The following is a 16,360-nucleotide window of genomic DNA, read 5'->3' as shown; positions in this document are numbered from 1 at the left end:
ATAACCAAACGATACAGTAGAAAATCTATTGTATTTAAACATGAATTTATGTTATATCTTTTTTTAGATATAACTCAAAATATAAAATATAAATATGAGCTGTAATAGTTGCTCTACAGATGCAAATGGCGTACCTAAAGGTTGCAAAAGTAACGGAAATTGTGGTACTGGAAGTTGTGATAAGTTAACCGTTTTTGATTGGTTGTCTAACATGACTTTGCCTAACGGACAATCTACTTTTGATATTGTTGAGGTCCGTTTTAAAAACGGCAGAAAACATTTTTATAAAAACACTAAAAATTTACCTATTTCTATTGGAGATATTGTTGCTGTTGAAGCTTCTCCAGGTCACGATATTGGGACAGTTTCCTTAGTTGGAGAATTGGTTAAAATTCAAATGCGTAAAAAGGAGATTAAATATGATAGTGAAGATGTAAAGCAAATTTACAGAAAAGCATCACAGCGTGATATCGACGTTTGGAAAGCAGCTAGAGATAAAGAACAAGAAGTGCAGCGAAAATCAAGGTTGATTGTTAATAGGCTGGGACTTAAAATGAAACTTTCTGACATTGAATTTCAAGGAGATGGAAATAAAGCAACATTTTACTACACCGCAGATGATAGAGTAGATTTTAGGTTGTTAATTAAGGAATTAGCTTCTACTTTTAAAATTAGAGTGGAAATGAAACAGGTTGGTTTGCGTCAGGAAGCGGCAAGACTTGGTGGAATTGGCTCTTGTGGAAGAGAATTGTGTTGCTCTACTTGGTTAACTGACTTTAGGTCAGTAAGTACTTCTGCTGCAAGATACCAACAGTTATCATTAAATCCTCAAAAATTAGCAGGCCAATGTGGTAAACTTAAATGTTGTTTAAATTATGAACTAGATTCTTATTTAGATGCCTTGAAAAATTTCCCAAAAACGGATATTTGGTTACTAACTGAAAAAGGAAAAGCTGTTTTTCAGAAAATGGATATTTTTAAAGGGTTGCTTTGGTATGCATATAAAGATAATCCTATGCAATGGATTGATTTAGAAGTTGATCAAGTAAACGAAATTATTGAATTGAATAAAGCTGGAAAAAAAGTTCCTAGTTTAGAAATGTATGCGTCTAAATCTAATGTTGAGGCTGAACCAGCGTCTGCTTTTACAAATGTAGTTGGTCAAGATAGTTTAACTAGATTTGATAAAGGAAAAAGGAAGAAGAACAACAAAAGAAGAAAAAATAGAAATAATAAAAGAAAATCATCCCGCAAAAATGCGTAATATATTAAGCTTAGTTATCGTATTATTAGTTTTAACCTCATGTACTAATAATTTGGTTTATAATGAGTATAAATCAATTCCAAATGCTGAATGGCACAAAGACTCTATTGTTAAGTTTCAATTTAGTCCCGTAGATACTATTTCAAGAAATAATGTCTATATTAACCTTAGAAATAATAATGATTATGCATACAGCAACTTATTTTTAATAGTAGGAATAGATTTTCCTAACAATTATAGAGTTGTAGATACGTTAGAATATGAAATGGCAGATGTTGAAGGAAATTTTTTAGGAGAGGGTTTAACTGATCTTAAAGAAAACCTGCTTGAATTTAAAACCAATGTAATTTTTCCAACCACAGGTGTTTATGATATTTCTATTCAACAAGCCATGCGAAAAAGTGGGGAAGTTGATGGAATAACAGCATTAAAAGGCGTAACAGATGTGGGAATACAAATTGAAAAAATGATTACGAATGAATAAGAAAAATTCAGACAATACAGCAGCATTTAAAAAATATACCAAATGGTTATGGATATTATTTTTTAGTGGTTTTGGCTTTATCACGTTACTATTTTTATTGGGATCTTTAGGTGTTTTTGGTCCGTTACCTAGCTTTGAAGAACTTGAAAATCCTGAAAACAATCTAGCTACAGAAGTTATTTCTATTGATAATAAAACCTTAGGTAAATATTTTAACGAAAATAGAACACCTATAAAATATAAAGATATTCCTGAAAATATTGTTCAAGCGTTAATTGCTACTGAAGATGTGCGTTATTACGAGCATTCAGGTATTGATTTTTATGGCACTATTAGGGCTGCAGTAAAGTTAGGTCAAGATGGAGGAGCTAGTACTGTTACACAACAATTGGCCAAATTATTATTTCATGGAGAAGGATCTAAAAATATTATAGAAAGAATAACTCAAAAAGTTAAAGAGTGGATTATTGCCTTGAGATTGGAGCGTCAATACACCAAGGAAGAGATAATAGCCATGTATTTTAATAAACAAGATTTTTTATATAATGCTGTAGGTTTACGTTCTGCTGCTCGTATTTATTTTGGTAAAGAACCAAAAGAATTAAAAACCGAAGAAGCTGCAGTATTAGTGGCAATGCTTAAAAATCCTCGTCAATACAATCCAAAAAGAGAAATTTCTAAAGAGAAATCGTTACAACGAAGAAATGTGGTGTTAATGCAAATGGAAAAAAATGGAACACTTACTTTAGAGGAAAAAGATTCTTTGCAAAAATTACCATTAATACTTGATTTTTCTCCTGAAGATACTGGTTACGGTGTTGCAACTTATTTTAGAGAATATTTACGCGGGTTTTTAAAAGATTGGGTAAAAGAGAACAAAAAACCAGATGGAACAGAATATAATATTTATCGTGATGGATTAAAAGTTTATGTTACTCTAGATTCTCGTATGCAAAAATATGCAGAAGAAGCTATGGAAGAACATATGTCAAATCTTCAGAGAGTATTTAACAAACAGCAAAAAAACAACAAGAACGCTCCTTTTTTCGATTTAACTCAAAAAGAAATTAAACGTAATATGGAGTCGGCTATGAAAAGGTCTAATCGATATAGGCGAATGAAAAAAGCCGGGGTTTCTGAAGAAGATATTATCAAGTCTTTTAATGAAAAGACAGAAATGCGTGTGTTTTCTTGGAAAGGTGAAATAGATACTATAATGACTCCTTTAGATTCAATTAGGTATTACAAATACTTTATGCGGGCAGGTATAATGTCTATGGAACCTCAAACGGGTCATGTAAAAGCTTGGGTAGGAGGTATAAATTACAAACACTTTCAATACGATCAAGTAAAACAAGGTAAACGTCAAGTAGGTTCAACCTTTAAACCTTTTGTATATGCGACTGCGATTAATCAATTGCAATTGTCTCCGTGTGAAGAGTTTTCTAATACTATCTGGACAATACCAAAAGGTAAATATGGATTAGATAAAGATTGGGCACCAAAAAATTCTGACAATAAATATGGAGGATTTAAAACGTTGAAAAATGCATTGGCAACTTCTACAAATGTTATTACTGCTCAGTTAATTGATAAAACCACTCCAGAAAATGTTGTTAAATTGGCTCATAATTTAGGAATAGAAAGTGATATTCTAGCAGTTCCTTCTATTGCTTTAGGTACAGTAGATTTATCATTGTTTGAAATGACAGGTGCTTATAATACGTTTCCTAATAAAGGAATGTATGTAAAACCGATGATGGTATTACGTATTGAAGATAAAAACGGTACTGTTATTGACAATTTTACACCTGAAACTAAAGAGGTGTTGAGTGAAGAGTCTGCTTATACAGTGGTTAATTTATTAGAAGGTGTAACCACCGCAGGTTCAGGTTTACGTCTTCGAACTTCATCGGGTAAATATCCTGATGATATAGTAACCGGCTATCCTTATAAATTTACCAATCCTATTGCTGGTAAAACTGGTACAACTCAAAATCAATCTGATGGATGGTTTATGGGGTTTGTGCCAAATTTAACTACTGGAGTATGGGTTGGAGGTGAAGATAGAGCTATTCATTTTGCAGATATTGGTAGAGGACAAGGGGCTTCTATGGCGTTACCTATTTGGGCATTGTATATGAAAAAATGCTATGCAGATTCTGAGTTAAACATAAGCGACAAAGCATTTACAAAACCTGATAATTTGTCTATTGAGTTAGATTGCGAAAAATATAAAACCAATAAGGAGGGGGACAATACTATTGAAGAAGTGCCTGAATTTTAAACTTATTTAGATGTACTGGATACCTAATGAAGATATTCTAAAAAATAGTAACATCTATAAAATGATGCAACAACATCATTTTACCCAATATTCAGATTTTTGGAAATGGTCAGTTTCTAACAAAAAAGAATTTTGGTCTGAGACCATTAGCAACCTTAATATTAGTTTTAAAACTCCTTTTTCAGAAGTATGTAATCTTCAAGATGTTGAAAATCCAGAATGGTTAAAAGATGCTCAATTTAATATTGTAGATAGCTGTTTTCAGAATGAACAAGATGCTACAGCTATAATCTACCAAGAAGAAAATGGCTCATTACAAAAAATATCACAAAAACAATTAGAACAATTAGTTAATAAAATTGCTAATAGTTTATATAATGCTGGGTTAGTTAAAGGAGATGTAATAGCTATTGATATGCCTATGACTTTAGAGGCAGTGGCTATCTATTTGGCAGCAATAAAAGCTGGAATTTCTGTAGCCACCGTTGCAGATAGTTTTACACCAAATGAAATTGCAGTTCGGTTAAAAATTACGAAACCAAAATTAATTTTTACTCAAGATTTTTTATTGAGGGCAGGTAAAAAGTTGCCTTTGTATGAAAAAGTAGTTGAAGCAAATGCTCCAAGGGCAATAATTATTAAAGTTACAAAAGATTTAGAACATGTTAGAGAAGATGATCTATTTTGGGATGATTTTTTAATTGATAAAACTATATTTAATAGTGTAATTCAAAATCCTAAAGATGTAATTACAATTTTATTTTCATCAGGCACAACAGGAGAGCCTAAAGCTATTCCATGGACGCATACAACACCCATAAAATCGGCGTCTGATGGTTATTATCATCATAATATTAAAAAAAATGATGTGGTCTGTTGGCCTACTAATTTAGGCTGGATGATGGGGCCATGGTTAATTTTTTCAGCATTAATTAATAAAGCGAGTATTGCATTGTTTTATGGGGCTCCAATTGATCGTAATTTTGGAGAGTTTGTTCAAAATGCCAGGGTTACCATGTTGGGTGTAGTGCCAAGTATTGTAAAGCATTGGGTTAGAACTAGGTGTATTGAAAATTTAGATTGGAGTGCTATTAAATGTTTTAGTTCTACTGGAGAAGCATCTAATCCAAAAGAAATGGAGTATTTAATGCAATTGGGAAATCATAAACCAATAATCGAATATTGTGGTGGAACAGAAATAGGAGGTGGTTACATAACTAGTACTGTAGTTCAGGAAAATATTCCAAGTACTTTTTCTACACAGGCGTTAGGAGGGGAGTTTGTTTTAATGGATTCAGATAATAAACCTACAGATTCAGGTGAATTATTCTTAATTCCACCTATAATCGGATTGTCTGAAACGTTATTAAATAGAAATCATCACGATGTTTATTATAAAGGAACTCCAACATACAAAGGTCAAAAGTTACGTAGACATGGAGATCGATTGGTCCGTTTAGAAAACGGATATTATAAAGCTATGGGAAGGGTAGATGATGCTATGAATTTAGGAGGTATAAAAGTGAGTTCCGTTCAGATAGAAGCAGTAGTTAATAGCTTAAATTTTGTTAAAGAATCAGCCGCTATAGCAGTTTCACCAAAAGATGGCGGACCAAGTAATTTGATTATTTTTTATGTTAACAATGAATCTAAAGAAGAATCAAAAGATGAAGATTTATCATACCTATCGATGATAAATACTGTTATTAAAAAAGAACTTAATCCACTTTTTAAGGCTGCGGAGCTTATAAAAATTGATAAATTGCCTAGAACTGCTTCTGGTAAAGTAATGCGAAGAACGTTAAGAGATTTATATACTAGAAATAGTTAGTATGTATTTACTCTAATAATAAAACTATAGAATAAATGAATATAATTTCTTATAATGTAAATGGTATAAGAGCAGCTTTAAGAAAGGGATTTATGACATGGTTGCAAGCAGCTAACCCAGATGTAATATGTATTCAAGAAACAAAAGCTCATAAAGACCAGTTAGATTTAGAAATTTTTGAACAAGCAGGTTACCCACATCATTATTGGCTTTCGGCTGAAAAAAAAGGATACAGTGGTGTTGCCATATTGTCTAAATTAAAACCAAATCATGTTGAATATGGTACAGGTATTCAAACTATGGATTTTGAAGGTCGAAACTTACGTTTAGACTTTGATGATGTTTCGGTAATGAGCTTATATTTACCTTCTGGTACTAATGATGCTCGATTAGATTTTAAATTAAATTACATGGATGAATTTCAGGATTATGTAAATAATTTGAAACAAGATGTTCCTAATTTAATTATCTGTGGTGATTTTAATATATGCCATCAAGAAATAGATATTCATAATCCGAAAATGAAAGGTGTTTCTGGGTTTTTGCCTGTAGAACGAGAGTGGATTGGCAAGTTTATTGATAGTGGTTTTATTGATACTTTTAGGCATTTTAATAAAGAGCCTCATAATTACAGTTGGTGGAGTTACAGAGCTAATTCAAGAAATAATAATAAAGGATGGCGTATAGATTACTGCATGGCCGCAGCACCTTTAAAAGACCGACTTAAAAGAGCATATATTTTGCCAGAAGCCAAACATTCAGATCATTGTCCTATTGGTGTAGAGATTGAATAGTTTATTTAGATTATAATCAATAATAATTAGTAAATATATATCATGAAAAAATTAGCTTTATTAATTTTAACTGTAACATTAGTTAGCTCGTGTGTTTCTAAAAAAGTGTATACCGAGTTAGAAGAAAAGTATGATAAATTACGTGGTAATCACGAAGCATTATTTAACGAAAATCAGAATCTAATAGATCAGAAAAAAGAATTAGAAGCTGAAAGGCTCAAGCTGCAATCTGAACTTGCTAACTTAGAAGAGGAGAAAGAACGAATTACCAATGCAGTAAATCAATTAGAAGAAAAGAAAAATAGGTTAGAAGCAGAATATAAGAATTTAGCTAATGATAGTGAGCAGCAATTGTCTGCTAAAGCTGAAGAAAATAGAAAGCTATTGGTTGAATTACAAGAAAAGGAAGCAAAGTTGGCAGCTGAAAGTGACCGATTAGCGGAATTACAAAGTCAATTAAGTGAGCGTTCAGCTCGAGTAGATCAGCTTGAAAGTTTAATTGCAGCCAAAGAAGCTGCCATGCAACAATTAAAAGATGCTGTTTCTGCAGCTTTACAAGGTTTTGAAGGTAAAGGTTTAACTGTTGAACGTAAAAATGGTAAAGTGTATGTTTCAATGGAAAATAAACTATTGTTTAGTTCTGGTAGTTGGGCAGTTAATAGTGAAGGACGTAGAGCGGTTAATAATTTAGCTGAGGTGTTAACACAAAACCCCGAAATTGATGTTTTAATTGAAGGACATACAGATGATGTGCCTTATGGAGGAAAAGGCGTTTTAATAGACAACTGGGACTTGTCTACTAAAAGAGCTACAGCAATTGTACGTATTTTGGTTGATAATAATGTAGACCCTAAGCAAGTTACCGCTGCGGGCCGCAGTAAGTTTATGCCTGTAGCAAGTAATGCCACCTCAGCAGGAAAAGCTAAAAACAGACGTATAGAAATTATATTGGCACCTAATTTAGATGCTATTAATGAATTGTTAGAGGAATAAGTTACTTGTCTGACCTTAATGAAAATAAAAAAATAAGCGTGATTTTGATCACGCTTATTTTTTTTGTTTTTAAGTTTTTCAATTGTTTTTTATAATTGAAATGATATCACTAGCCTGTAATACTCCAGACTGCCGCCAAACTTGTTTACCTTTTTTAAATAGTATTAATGTTGGTACACCTCTTACCTGAAATTTTGATGCCACAGCTTGATTTTTATCAACATCTATCTTTACAATTTTTACATTGTCTTTAAGCTGTTGTTTCACTTCTTTTAAAATAGGTGTCATCATTTTACAAGGACCACACCAATCTGCTTTAAAATCGACCAAGACAGGTACGTCTTGGTTTATTATTTCATTAAATGAAGCCATTTTTTTATGCTTTTTCAGTCATTCTACCAGTAGCACAACTCACAAAAGATTTAGCCTTATGCAAAATAGTATTGGCATCTCCAGCTTCTGGATAACCCATTTTAGAGAGTTTTTCTTTTACCAACTGTAAAACAGACTCATTCTCAGAATTTACACTCACTTTTGAAGAATCTAAATCTACTGCTACTTCAGTAATACCATCAATTGATAATATCCCTTTTTTGATAGTATTTGCACAACCTCCACATTTGAGGTTTAATATTTCTATAGTTGTCATAATTTTTTATTAATTGGTTTCTAAATTTTCTTTAGTCCAAGCTAATATTCCACCATTTAAATCATATATTTTAGTAAAGCCAGCTTCTTTTAGTTTTTTAGCGGCGTTACTACTTCTTTTACCACTTTTACAGTATACATAAACAGGCTTAGACTTATCTAAAGTATTCATTTTTGTTAAAAAATCAGCATCAAAAATGTTAATGTTTTTAGCGTTTTTTAAATGACTTGTGTTATACTCCTTAGGTGTTCTAACATCGACCAATTGCACTTCCTTAGCATTGTCTATTTTAGCTTTAAAATCAGTTGCATTTACAACCTCAATAGTTGCATTTTTATCAGTGTTTTGTGAGTTATTTTTACAAGAGAATAATAACGCGATAACGATAAATAAACTTATTGGTAAATTTTTCATATTCTTAGTTTAAAGTGTTGAAGGACAAACATATTCTGTTCTGTTAATAGATGTTTCTTTAATTGCATCGTAACCACCTGCAACATCAATAACATTATGATATCCTCTAGCTTTTAATATAGAGGCAGCGATAACTGAGCGGTATCCACCAGCACAATGTACATAAAACTCTTTATTTTTTGGAAATTCAGAAAGGTAATCATTAATAAAATCTAAAGGTGTATTAGGTACATCAACAATGTGTTCACTAGCATATTCGCCAGGTTTTCTAACATCAAATACTGCAATTTCATCATCAATTTTAGTTTCAAGTGTTTTTGCGGAAATTGATTCTAATGTATCAATTTCTTTACCTGCTTTTTTCCAAGCATTAACACCACCTTTGAGGTAACCTAAAGTGTTATCAAAACCTACTCTAGATAATCTAGTAACAGTTTCTTCTTCTTTACCTTCTGGAGTTACTAATAAAATAGGTTGTTGTACATCTTTTATTAACGCTCCAACCCAAGGGGCAAATCCTCCGTCTAAGCCAATAAAAATTGACCTAGGAATAAATCCTTTTATAAATTCAGATTGATGTCTAACATCTAAAATTAAGGCATCAGTATCATTGGCAATTTTTTCGAATTCTTCAGGAGATAAGGCCGTTGTTCCTTTTTTTAGAACTGTGTCAATACTATCATAACCTTCTTTATTCATTTGAACATTTAAAGGGAAATATTGAGGTGGAGGTAATAGACCGTCAGTAACTTCTTTAATAAATTCTTCTTTAGTCATATTTGCTCTTAGAGCATAATTGGTCTTTTTTTGCTCACCGATTGTACCTACCGTTTCTTTACTTAGATTTTTACCACAAGCAGATCCTGCTCCGTGAGCGGGATATACAATAACGTCATCTGCTAAGGTCATAATTTTTGTTCTTAAGCTATCGTACAGCAAACCTGCAAGTTCATCTTGTGTCATTGAAGTTGCTTTTTGAGCCAAATCTGGACGCCCAACATCACCTAAGAACAATGTGTCTCCACTAAAGAGAGCATAATCTTTACCATTTTTATCTTTTAATAGATACGATACACTTTCCATAGTATGACCAGGAGTATGTAAGGCTGTTATTGTAATATTACCTAAATTAAAGACTTCACCATCTTTAGCCACATATGAATCGAAATTTGTTTTTGCTGTGGGACCAAATACAATTGTTGCACCAGTTTTTTCTGCTAATGTAACATGTCCGCTTACAAAATCTGCATGAAAATGGGTTTCAAAAATGTATTTAATTTTTGCACCATCTTTTTCTGCTCTATCAATATAAGGTTGCACTTCACGTAAAGGGTCAATAATGGCAACTTCACCATTACTTTCAATATAATAGGCTCCTTGAGCTAAACAACCAGTATAAATTTGTTCAATATTCATATTTTCCTTTTTTAAATTATCCACCCATAAATATATGGATAGGGCACAAAATTCTCAATTTTACAAAGATACTCACTAATATAATAAACTTTGGTAACAAAAATTACAAAGAAATGTTAAGGATTGTAAAGTTGTAATAAAAAATAGTGAATAGTATTTTTATAAAGAAACTATTAAGTGAAAGCTAAATGTAATTGCAGTTTTATTAGATTATTTTAGTGGCCGGAAAATACTATTCTTTATGTAGTTTTTTATTGGACTGATTTATATACTTTAAAAAGTCACCATTACTTTTTCCTGTTCTGTAATATTCAATAGCATTTTGTACATGCATAAAACAATTTTCTACACCTATTTTGTCTATAAGTTTACTAACAGTAAAATAATCTCTTACAGGGCCTTTTATATCTGTAAAGTAAATTTTAATACCTCTCTTATGGTATTTTGTTATAATATCATCTAAAGTAGCAATACCAGTACTATCTATATTGTGAATAGCTCCAGCCGCAATTACTATTAATTTTAATTTATCTCCTTTTAAATTTACCAATCGATCTAATTTTTCTCTGAAATAATTTACATTGGCAAAATATAATTGGGCATCAAATCGAACAATTAAAATATCCTCATCTGTATGAACATCATCAAAGCGGTCTATATTTCTATAAAAATAGGTTGTACCAGGAACTTTGCCTAAAACGGCCATATGCGGTTTGGATGATTCAAAAATTACTACAAAAATAGATACTAAAACCCCAACTATAATTCCCTCTTTAATACCAAAAGTTAAGGTAATTAAAAAGGTGATTAACATCATTATAAAATCCTTTTTATTGGTATTCCATAAAAATTTTATTTGCTCTACTTTTATTAGTTTAATTACTGCTGTAATAATAATAGCCGCAAGTACAGGTTTAGGTAAATAATAAAATAAAGGGGTTAAAAATAAGAGAGTTATTAAAATAAAAAGAGCGGCAAAAAGATTGGATAATGGAGTATTTGCACCCGCTTCTTTATTTACTGCTGATCTTGAAAAACTACCTGTTGATACATAGGCATTAAAAAAAGATCCAATAAAATTACTCATTCCTAATGCTATTAGTTCTTTATTTGTATCTAATTTAGAATCAGCTTCTTGTAGTGATTTTGATATGGAAGTTGCTTGTAAAAAACCTGTAAAAGAAAGCGTTAAAGCAACTGGCATTAATTTTAAGAACAAGTCATAGTTTAATTCTGGTATTGCAAATGAGGGTAAGCCTTTAGGAATTGTTTTTACAATTTCAACATCACTTAAATAATTATAAGCTAAAGCCATTATGGCAATTCCTAAAATTATAACAATAAGTTGTCCTGGTAGTTTTTTATTAATTTTTTGTAATCCATAAATAATAAAAATAGCAAAAACACCAATTACTAAACTATGCCAATGTAAAGATCCAAAATTGTTATATAGACCAGAAAGAATATATTGAATTTGGTTGCTACGAGGAGCATTGATTCCAAATAAGTCTCTAAATTGGCTTAATGCTATAATTACGGCAGCCGCAGTTACAAACCCTGTTAGTACAGGTTTAGAGACAAAATTCATAATAAAACCTAGTTTAAAGACTCCTAGTATTAATTGAAAAATACCAGTAAGTAGGGTTATTGCAAGAACGGTAACTACGTAATGTTCATTACCTACTATAGCTAAAGCAGAAATACTTGAGGCTAATATTAATGAATCTAAGGCAGTTGGTCCTGTTGACATCCACCTGGAGGTTCCAAAAATAGTGTAAATTAACTGTGGTAGTAAAGCCGTATAAAGTCCATAAATAGGAGGCAAACCTGCTATTATAGCATAGGCAATACCTTGTGGAATTAATATAATACCTATAGTTAAACCAGCTAAAAGATCTCCTCTTAAGTAAGATGCCTTATAATTAGGAAGCCAGTTTAATATTGGGAAAACTTTATTCATTTAATCATTTGTAATCCACTTTTTTTATAAAAAGGGGTATTGATGCAAATCTAAGTCAATCAATTATAGTTAAAGAATTACGTATCTTTACTTCTACAAAAGTAATGCAATTGTACCGATATAAACAAAACGATATGAAAATAGAACTATTGTTTTTTGGAATTGTAAAAGATATTGTTGGAAAAAGTACATCTGAATTTAGATTGTCTAATAATTGTAGTATAAAACAATTTAAGGCTATTTTACATGAAAAATATCCACAACTGGCTGACTATAATAGTTTCTCAGTAGCTGTTAACGAAAATTATGTTGAAGATAATTATCAGTTAAAGGATAATGATATAGTAGCATTAATTCCTCCAGTTAGTGGAGGTTAAAAAAATATGTAAACAATTAATTTCTAAGGTATTTCTTATCTATATAAAAAGTACCGAATGGTATTATTGAAGCTAGAAGTACTATTAAAAACGTTTTAGTGTTCCAGTTTAATTCTGCCTTTATTAAATAAGCCAAAACAACATATGCAACAAACAATAAACCATGTGGCATACCAAATAGTTTAACCCATGATTCATCATTGCCAATATATTTAATAGGAACCGCAATAAATAGTAATATTAAATAAGATAATCCTTCTAAAATAGATACAACTCTAAAAGTAGTTTTCATGGAAGATGTCTTTTGAAATTAGGGTTCGCAAAAATAGGAAATTCCCAATCTAAACACCTCCTGTAGTAAGGTGTATTTTGTAAACATTAACAAAACTTAAACAAAGTTACATACACTTTTAACAAATTCTTATTAATTTTCTAAAATATAATCATTTAGGTTTGTGTTCAAACACGTTTTCAACTAAATTAAGCCTATGAAATTTAAAATTACGTTATTCTTTTTTATTAGTTATTCTTTTTCACAAGCTCAAATTACTGGTAATGTAAAAGATGAAGACAATACTCCTTTACCTTTTGTAAATATTTATATTGAGGGTTCTTATAATGGCACTACCTCAAACGATAATGGTATTTACAATTTAAATGTTACAACACTAGGAAAACATACCATCATTTTTCAATACCTAGGATTTAAAACACTTAAAAAAGAGGTGAACATTAAAGCGTTTCCTTTTCAATTAAATGTAGTTTTAAAAGAGGATGCATTGGCTTTAGAAGAGGTAAAATTAAGTACTAAAGATAATCCTGCTCATAGAATTATTAAGGCTGCTATTGCCTCAAAAGATAAAAACTTTAAGAAAACAGCGGAGTTTACAGCTGATTTTTACTCACGCGGTATCTATAGAATTAAAAATGCTCCTGAAAAAATTATGGGTTTTGAATTAGGTGATTTAGGCGGAGGTCTCGATTCTACTCGAAGTGGCGTTTTGTATCTTTCTGAAACCATATCTAAAATTACTAAAAGTGAAAAAGAGTTTAAAGAGAAAATTCTAGCTTCTAAAGTTAGTGGTGATGATAATGGTTTTAGTTTTAATCAAGCCTCAGAAGTTAATTTTAATTTATATACCAATTTGATTAATTTGGGACCTGATAATATTGTTTCGCCTATTGCTACTTATGCCTTTAACTATTATAAATATACGTTGGTAAATAGTTATTATGAAGGCGAGTTTTTGATTAATAAAATAAAAGTTGAGCCTAAAAAACCCACAGATAATTCCTTCAATGGATTTATCTATATTGTAGAAGATAAATGGGAAATATATGCAGCTGAATTGTCTGTTACTGGTAAACAAATACAGCAACCCATAGTAAAAAAATTAACCTTAAAGCAAAATTTTTCATATTCTGAAAAGGATAAAATGTTTACTTTATTTTCTCAGAGTATTGATTTTATATTCGGAATGTTTGGTATAAATGTAGATGGTCGGTTTACTGGAGTATATAGCAATTATAATTTTCAACCTAATTTTACCAAAGCTACTTTTACCAATGAAATTCTTTCTTTTGTAGATAGTGCCAATAAAAAAGACAGTCTTTTTTGGAAAAACAGGCGTCCTATTCCCCTTACTGTTGAAGAAATTAAGGATTATAATCTGAAAGATAGTATTAAAGAAATTAGACAGTCAGAAAAATATTTAGATTCTGTAGATCAGAAACGGAATGCATTTAAAATTATGAATGTGTTGACGGGCTATAATTATTCAAATACGTATGAAAAATGGGGCTTATCTATTGGCTCTCCAGTATTTAATTCTATGTTTAATACTGTACAAGGATGGCATACCAATATGGATTTATCATTTTATAAGTATTACAAAAACGAAAATAGAAGTTTTACTATAAGAACCAAAATTGATTATGGTTTGTCAGATGATCAGTTAAGATTGAGTGGAGGGTTTACTTATCGTTTTAATGGAAGATCTAATCCGTACATTTCTATAAATGGAGGTAGAAAAATTATGCAATTCAACGCTTCCGAGCCTATTGCTCCAATAGTAAATGCGGTAAGTTCTTTGTTTTTTGAAGATAATTATGCCAAGTATTACGACAAAACTTTTGTTTCTATAAGTGGAGGAAAAGAAATTTTTAATGGCTTAAGAATGAATTCTTCATTCAGTTACGAAAACAGAAAGCCTTTATTTAACCATGCCGATTGGGTCATTCTAAACAAAGAGAATGAGAAATATTCTTCTAACAATCCATTAGAGCCTTACAATTACACTTCAACAGCTTTTGACAAACATAGTATTTATAAGTTTTCACTTGGAGCTTCCATTAAATTTGATCAAAAATACATTTCACTACCCGATAGAAAAATAAATGTATACGAAACTAAATACCCTACTTTAAACTTAGGTTACACTAAAGGGTTTGCTGCAAGTGATAAGAAATACAATTATGATTTGATACAAGCACGTTTGTATCAAGACTTAAAATTTGGGAACAAAGGAACCTTTTCTTACAATGTAAAAGCAGGGAAGTTTTTAAATACGGATGAGCTTTCCTTTACAGATTACAAGCACTTTAACGGAAATCAAACTCATGTAAATCTAGATTTAAACTATACCAATAGCTTTAATTTATTACCGTATTATGATTTAAGTACAGATGATCAGTACGCCGAATTTCATGCACAACATCATTTTAATGGTTATCTGTTACGAAAAATTCCATTGATGAATAAACTTCAATTTCAATTGGTGGTCGGTGCAAAAGCGTTGTTTACACCTGACAACAAACCTTATTCTGAATATTCAGTTGGGTTGGATAATATCGGTTTTGGCAAATTTAGATTTTTACGAGTTGATTATGTGCGATCCCATTTTAACGGAAAAGCTACCAATGGTGTTGTATTTGGGTTGAGTTTTTAAAACCCCTGAATTCAGGTACAAATAAGCTTTATAAATGCTTAATTTTGGAATATGCAAAACACATCAATACATGTAACCACAGAAAAATTGAATTTACAAACGTGTTACAACTTTGTAAAAGATGCCTCTTGTGGAGGAATTGCTTTATTTGTTGGAACGGTACGTAATTCTACAAAAAACAAAGAAGTTAATTTATTAGATTTTTCTACTTACAAGCCGATGGCTATAAAAGAAATGCAGAAAATAGCAGATAAAGCCTTAGCAGATTTTGACATTTTAAAAATTGCCATTCACCATGCTGAAGGTGAATTGAAAATTGGTGATATTCCTGTAATTATTGCGGTTTCATCTGCTCATAGAAAAGCAGCTTTTGCAGCTTGCCAATATGCTATTGATACGCTAAAAGAAACTGTCCCAATTTGGAAAAAAGAACATTTTGTAGATGGGGAAGTTTGGGTAAATGCACATCCGTAGCTAAAATAGAACCAAGACTTAAAGACACAAACCCGAAAGTAGTTGTCGGGGAAAACAAATAGCAACATGCGAAAAAGAATTGTGGTATTACATGGCTGGAAAGCCATGCCTGAAAAAGAAACCTACCCAAACCCCATTGCTACTAGTTAGGGCTGCCCAACAGTTTCAGTGAGTGTTTTAGATGAACTAGATATACTTTTAAAAAAAATAAAAAAGTGTTGGTGTATTCGTTTGAATAGTATATTTTCTTTTAAAGCTCTTCAAATTTGTTATAGAATAATTTTCACTTAAATTGTTTTTAAAATACAATCATTATCACATTTTTCATTATTTGTATTGTTTTAGACATTCCTTAATAACTAAAAAATATTCTTTTATTCTATCACGTAATATGATTCCAACTTATAAATACAATCATTATTTTTCACCATAAAAACTTTGATGTCTTCAAAATACTCCCATAGTTCCC

The 16,360-nt window shown here is 31.0% G+C and carries 15 protein-coding genes; 9 read left to right on the top strand and 6 right to left on the bottom strand.

What is annotated here, in order from left to right:
• The first annotated feature begins 94 nt into the window (after window positions 1–94).
• From EGM88_RS08625 to EGM88_RS08600, 6 genes are read left to right on the top strand one after another with little or no spacing between them, the layout of a single operon-like run.
• Window positions 95–1,264, top strand: a complete 1,170-nt coding sequence (locus EGM88_RS08625) for a PSP1 domain-containing protein (RefSeq protein WP_123897576.1) — start codon at window positions 95–97, stop codon at window positions 1,262–1,264.
• Window positions 1,257–1,748, top strand: coding sequence for a gliding motility lipoprotein GldH (locus EGM88_RS08620; protein WP_123898211.1), 492 nt, complete (start codon window positions 1,257–1,259; stop codon window positions 1,746–1,748). The genes EGM88_RS08625 and EGM88_RS08620 overlap by 8 nt, the downstream gene beginning before the upstream one ends.
• Complete coding sequence (locus tag EGM88_RS08615) at window positions 1,741–4,035, top strand: transglycosylase domain-containing protein (RefSeq protein ID WP_123897575.1); 2,295 nt, start codon at window positions 1,741–1,743, stop codon at window positions 4,033–4,035. Before EGM88_RS08620 ends, EGM88_RS08615 begins: the two co-directional genes overlap by 8 nt.
• Window positions 4,036–4,045: 10 nt before the next feature.
• Entirely contained in the window at window positions 4,046–5,866 is a 1,821-nt protein-coding gene (locus EGM88_RS08610; RefSeq protein ID WP_123897574.1) for an AMP-binding protein, read from the top strand.
• Window positions 5,867–5,901: 35 nt separating this feature from the next.
• A complete protein-coding gene (locus tag EGM88_RS08605) occupies window positions 5,902–6,660 on the top strand; it encodes an exodeoxyribonuclease III (RefSeq protein ID WP_123897573.1) in 759 nt (252 codons plus the stop codon).
• 42 nt (window positions 6,661–6,702) lie between these two features.
• Entirely contained in the window at window positions 6,703–7,653 is a 951-nt protein-coding gene (locus EGM88_RS08600) for an OmpA/MotB family protein (RefSeq protein ID WP_123897572.1), read from the top strand.
• Window positions 7,654–7,731: 78 nt separating this feature from the next.
• Here the strand turns inward: EGM88_RS08600 and trxA are convergent, their stop codons facing one another.
• The 5 genes from trxA to EGM88_RS08575 form a co-directional block, all read right to left on the bottom strand.
• The gene (trxA, locus tag EGM88_RS08595) at window positions 7,732–8,025 is read right to left on the bottom strand and encodes a thioredoxin (RefSeq protein ID WP_123897571.1); all 294 of its coding nucleotides are present in this window, start codon (window positions 8,023–8,025) and stop codon (window positions 7,732–7,734) included.
• Between the two features lie 4 nt (window positions 8,026–8,029).
• A complete protein-coding gene (locus tag EGM88_RS08590; protein WP_123897570.1) occupies window positions 8,030–8,302 on the bottom strand; it encodes a heavy-metal-associated domain-containing protein in 273 nt (90 codons plus the stop codon).
• 9 nt (window positions 8,303–8,311) lie between these two features.
• Window positions 8,312–8,716, bottom strand: coding sequence for a rhodanese-like domain-containing protein (locus EGM88_RS08585; RefSeq protein ID WP_123897569.1), 405 nt, complete (start codon window positions 8,714–8,716; stop codon window positions 8,312–8,314).
• A gap of 9 nt (window positions 8,717–8,725) precedes the next feature.
• Window positions 8,726–10,132: an MBL fold metallo-hydrolase gene (locus EGM88_RS08580; protein WP_123897568.1), complete on the bottom strand. Its 1,407-nt coding sequence runs from the start codon at window positions 10,130–10,132 to the stop codon at window positions 8,726–8,728.
• 232 nt (window positions 10,133–10,364) lie between these two features.
• The gene (locus EGM88_RS08575) at window positions 10,365–12,092 is read right to left on the bottom strand and encodes a SulP family inorganic anion transporter (protein WP_123897567.1); all 1,728 of its coding nucleotides are present in this window, start codon (window positions 12,090–12,092) and stop codon (window positions 10,365–10,367) included.
• 134 nt (window positions 12,093–12,226) lie between these two features.
• On the opposite strand from EGM88_RS08575, the gene EGM88_RS08570 reads away from it, so the two are divergent.
• Window positions 12,227–12,469: a MoaD/ThiS family protein gene (locus EGM88_RS08570; protein WP_123897566.1), complete on the top strand. Its 243-nt coding sequence runs from the start codon at window positions 12,227–12,229 to the stop codon at window positions 12,467–12,469.
• Between the two features lie 16 nt (window positions 12,470–12,485).
• On the opposite strand, the gene EGM88_RS08565 is transcribed toward EGM88_RS08570, so the two are convergent.
• Window positions 12,486–12,761 carry a DUF3817 domain-containing protein gene (locus tag EGM88_RS08565; RefSeq protein ID WP_123897565.1) on the bottom strand — a complete coding sequence of 92 codons (276 nt, stop codon included), beginning with the start codon at window positions 12,759–12,761 and terminating at the stop codon, window positions 12,486–12,488.
• A 196-nt stretch (window positions 12,762–12,957) separates the two neighbouring features.
• Here EGM88_RS08565 and EGM88_RS08560 point away from each other — a divergent pair, with 196 nt between their 5' ends.
• Window positions 12,958–15,417 carry a DUF5686 and carboxypeptidase regulatory-like domain-containing protein gene (locus EGM88_RS08560; protein WP_123897564.1) on the top strand — a complete coding sequence of 820 codons (2,460 nt, stop codon included), beginning with the start codon at window positions 12,958–12,960 and terminating at the stop codon, window positions 15,415–15,417.
• A 51-nt stretch (window positions 15,418–15,468) separates the two neighbouring features.
• A complete protein-coding gene (locus tag EGM88_RS08555) occupies window positions 15,469–15,891 on the top strand; it encodes a molybdenum cofactor biosynthesis protein MoaE (RefSeq protein WP_123897563.1) in 423 nt (140 codons plus the stop codon).
• Window positions 15,892–16,360: the final 469 nt, after the last annotated feature.

This window comes from Aureibaculum marinum, assembly GCF_003813905.1.
In the GTDB taxonomy this organism is placed as follows: Bacteria; Bacteroidota; Bacteroidia; order Flavobacteriales; family Flavobacteriaceae; genus Aureibaculum; species Aureibaculum marinum.
Note: the sequence above shows the minus strand (reverse complement) of the source record. Positions and strands in the feature narration are given on the sequence as shown.

Coding starts and splice junctions, on each gene's coding strand:
- EGM88_RS08610 (WP_123897574.1), top strand. CDS start 4,046: ATGTACTGGATACCTAATGAAGATATTCTAAAAAATAGTAACATCTAT.
- EGM88_RS08605 (WP_123897573.1), top strand. CDS start 5,902: ATGAATATAATTTCTTATAATGTAAATGGTATAAGAGCAGCTTTAAGA.
- EGM88_RS08570 (WP_123897566.1), top strand. CDS start 12,227: ATGAAAATAGAACTATTGTTTTTTGGAATTGTAAAAGATATTGTTGGA.
- EGM88_RS08580 (WP_123897568.1), bottom strand. CDS start 10,132: ATGAATATTGAACAAATTTATACTGGTTGTTTAGCTCAAGGAGCCTAT.
- trxA (WP_123897571.1), bottom strand. CDS start 8,025: ATGGCTTCATTTAATGAAATAATAAACCAAGACGTACCTGTCTTGGTC.
- EGM88_RS08585 (WP_123897569.1), bottom strand. CDS start 8,716: ATGAAAAATTTACCAATAAGTTTATTTATCGTTATCGCGTTATTATTC.
- EGM88_RS08560 (WP_123897564.1), top strand. CDS start 12,958: ATGAAATTTAAAATTACGTTATTCTTTTTTATTAGTTATTCTTTTTCA.
- EGM88_RS08620 (WP_123898211.1), top strand. CDS start 1,257: ATGCGTAATATATTAAGCTTAGTTATCGTATTATTAGTTTTAACCTCA.
- EGM88_RS08590 (WP_123897570.1), bottom strand. CDS start 8,302: ATGACAACTATAGAAATATTAAACCTCAAATGTGGAGGTTGTGCAAAT.
- EGM88_RS08565 (WP_123897565.1), bottom strand. CDS start 12,761: ATGAAAACTACTTTTAGAGTTGTATCTATTTTAGAAGGATTATCTTAT.
- EGM88_RS08600 (WP_123897572.1), top strand. CDS start 6,703: ATGAAAAAATTAGCTTTATTAATTTTAACTGTAACATTAGTTAGCTCG.
- EGM88_RS08615 (WP_123897575.1), top strand. CDS start 1,741: ATGAATAAGAAAAATTCAGACAATACAGCAGCATTTAAAAAATATACC.
- EGM88_RS08575 (WP_123897567.1), bottom strand. CDS start 12,092: ATGAATAAAGTTTTCCCAATATTAAACTGGCTTCCTAATTATAAGGCA.
- EGM88_RS08555 (WP_123897563.1), top strand. CDS start 15,469: ATGCAAAACACATCAATACATGTAACCACAGAAAAATTGAATTTACAA.
- EGM88_RS08625 (WP_123897576.1), top strand. CDS start 95: ATGAGCTGTAATAGTTGCTCTACAGATGCAAATGGCGTACCTAAAGGT.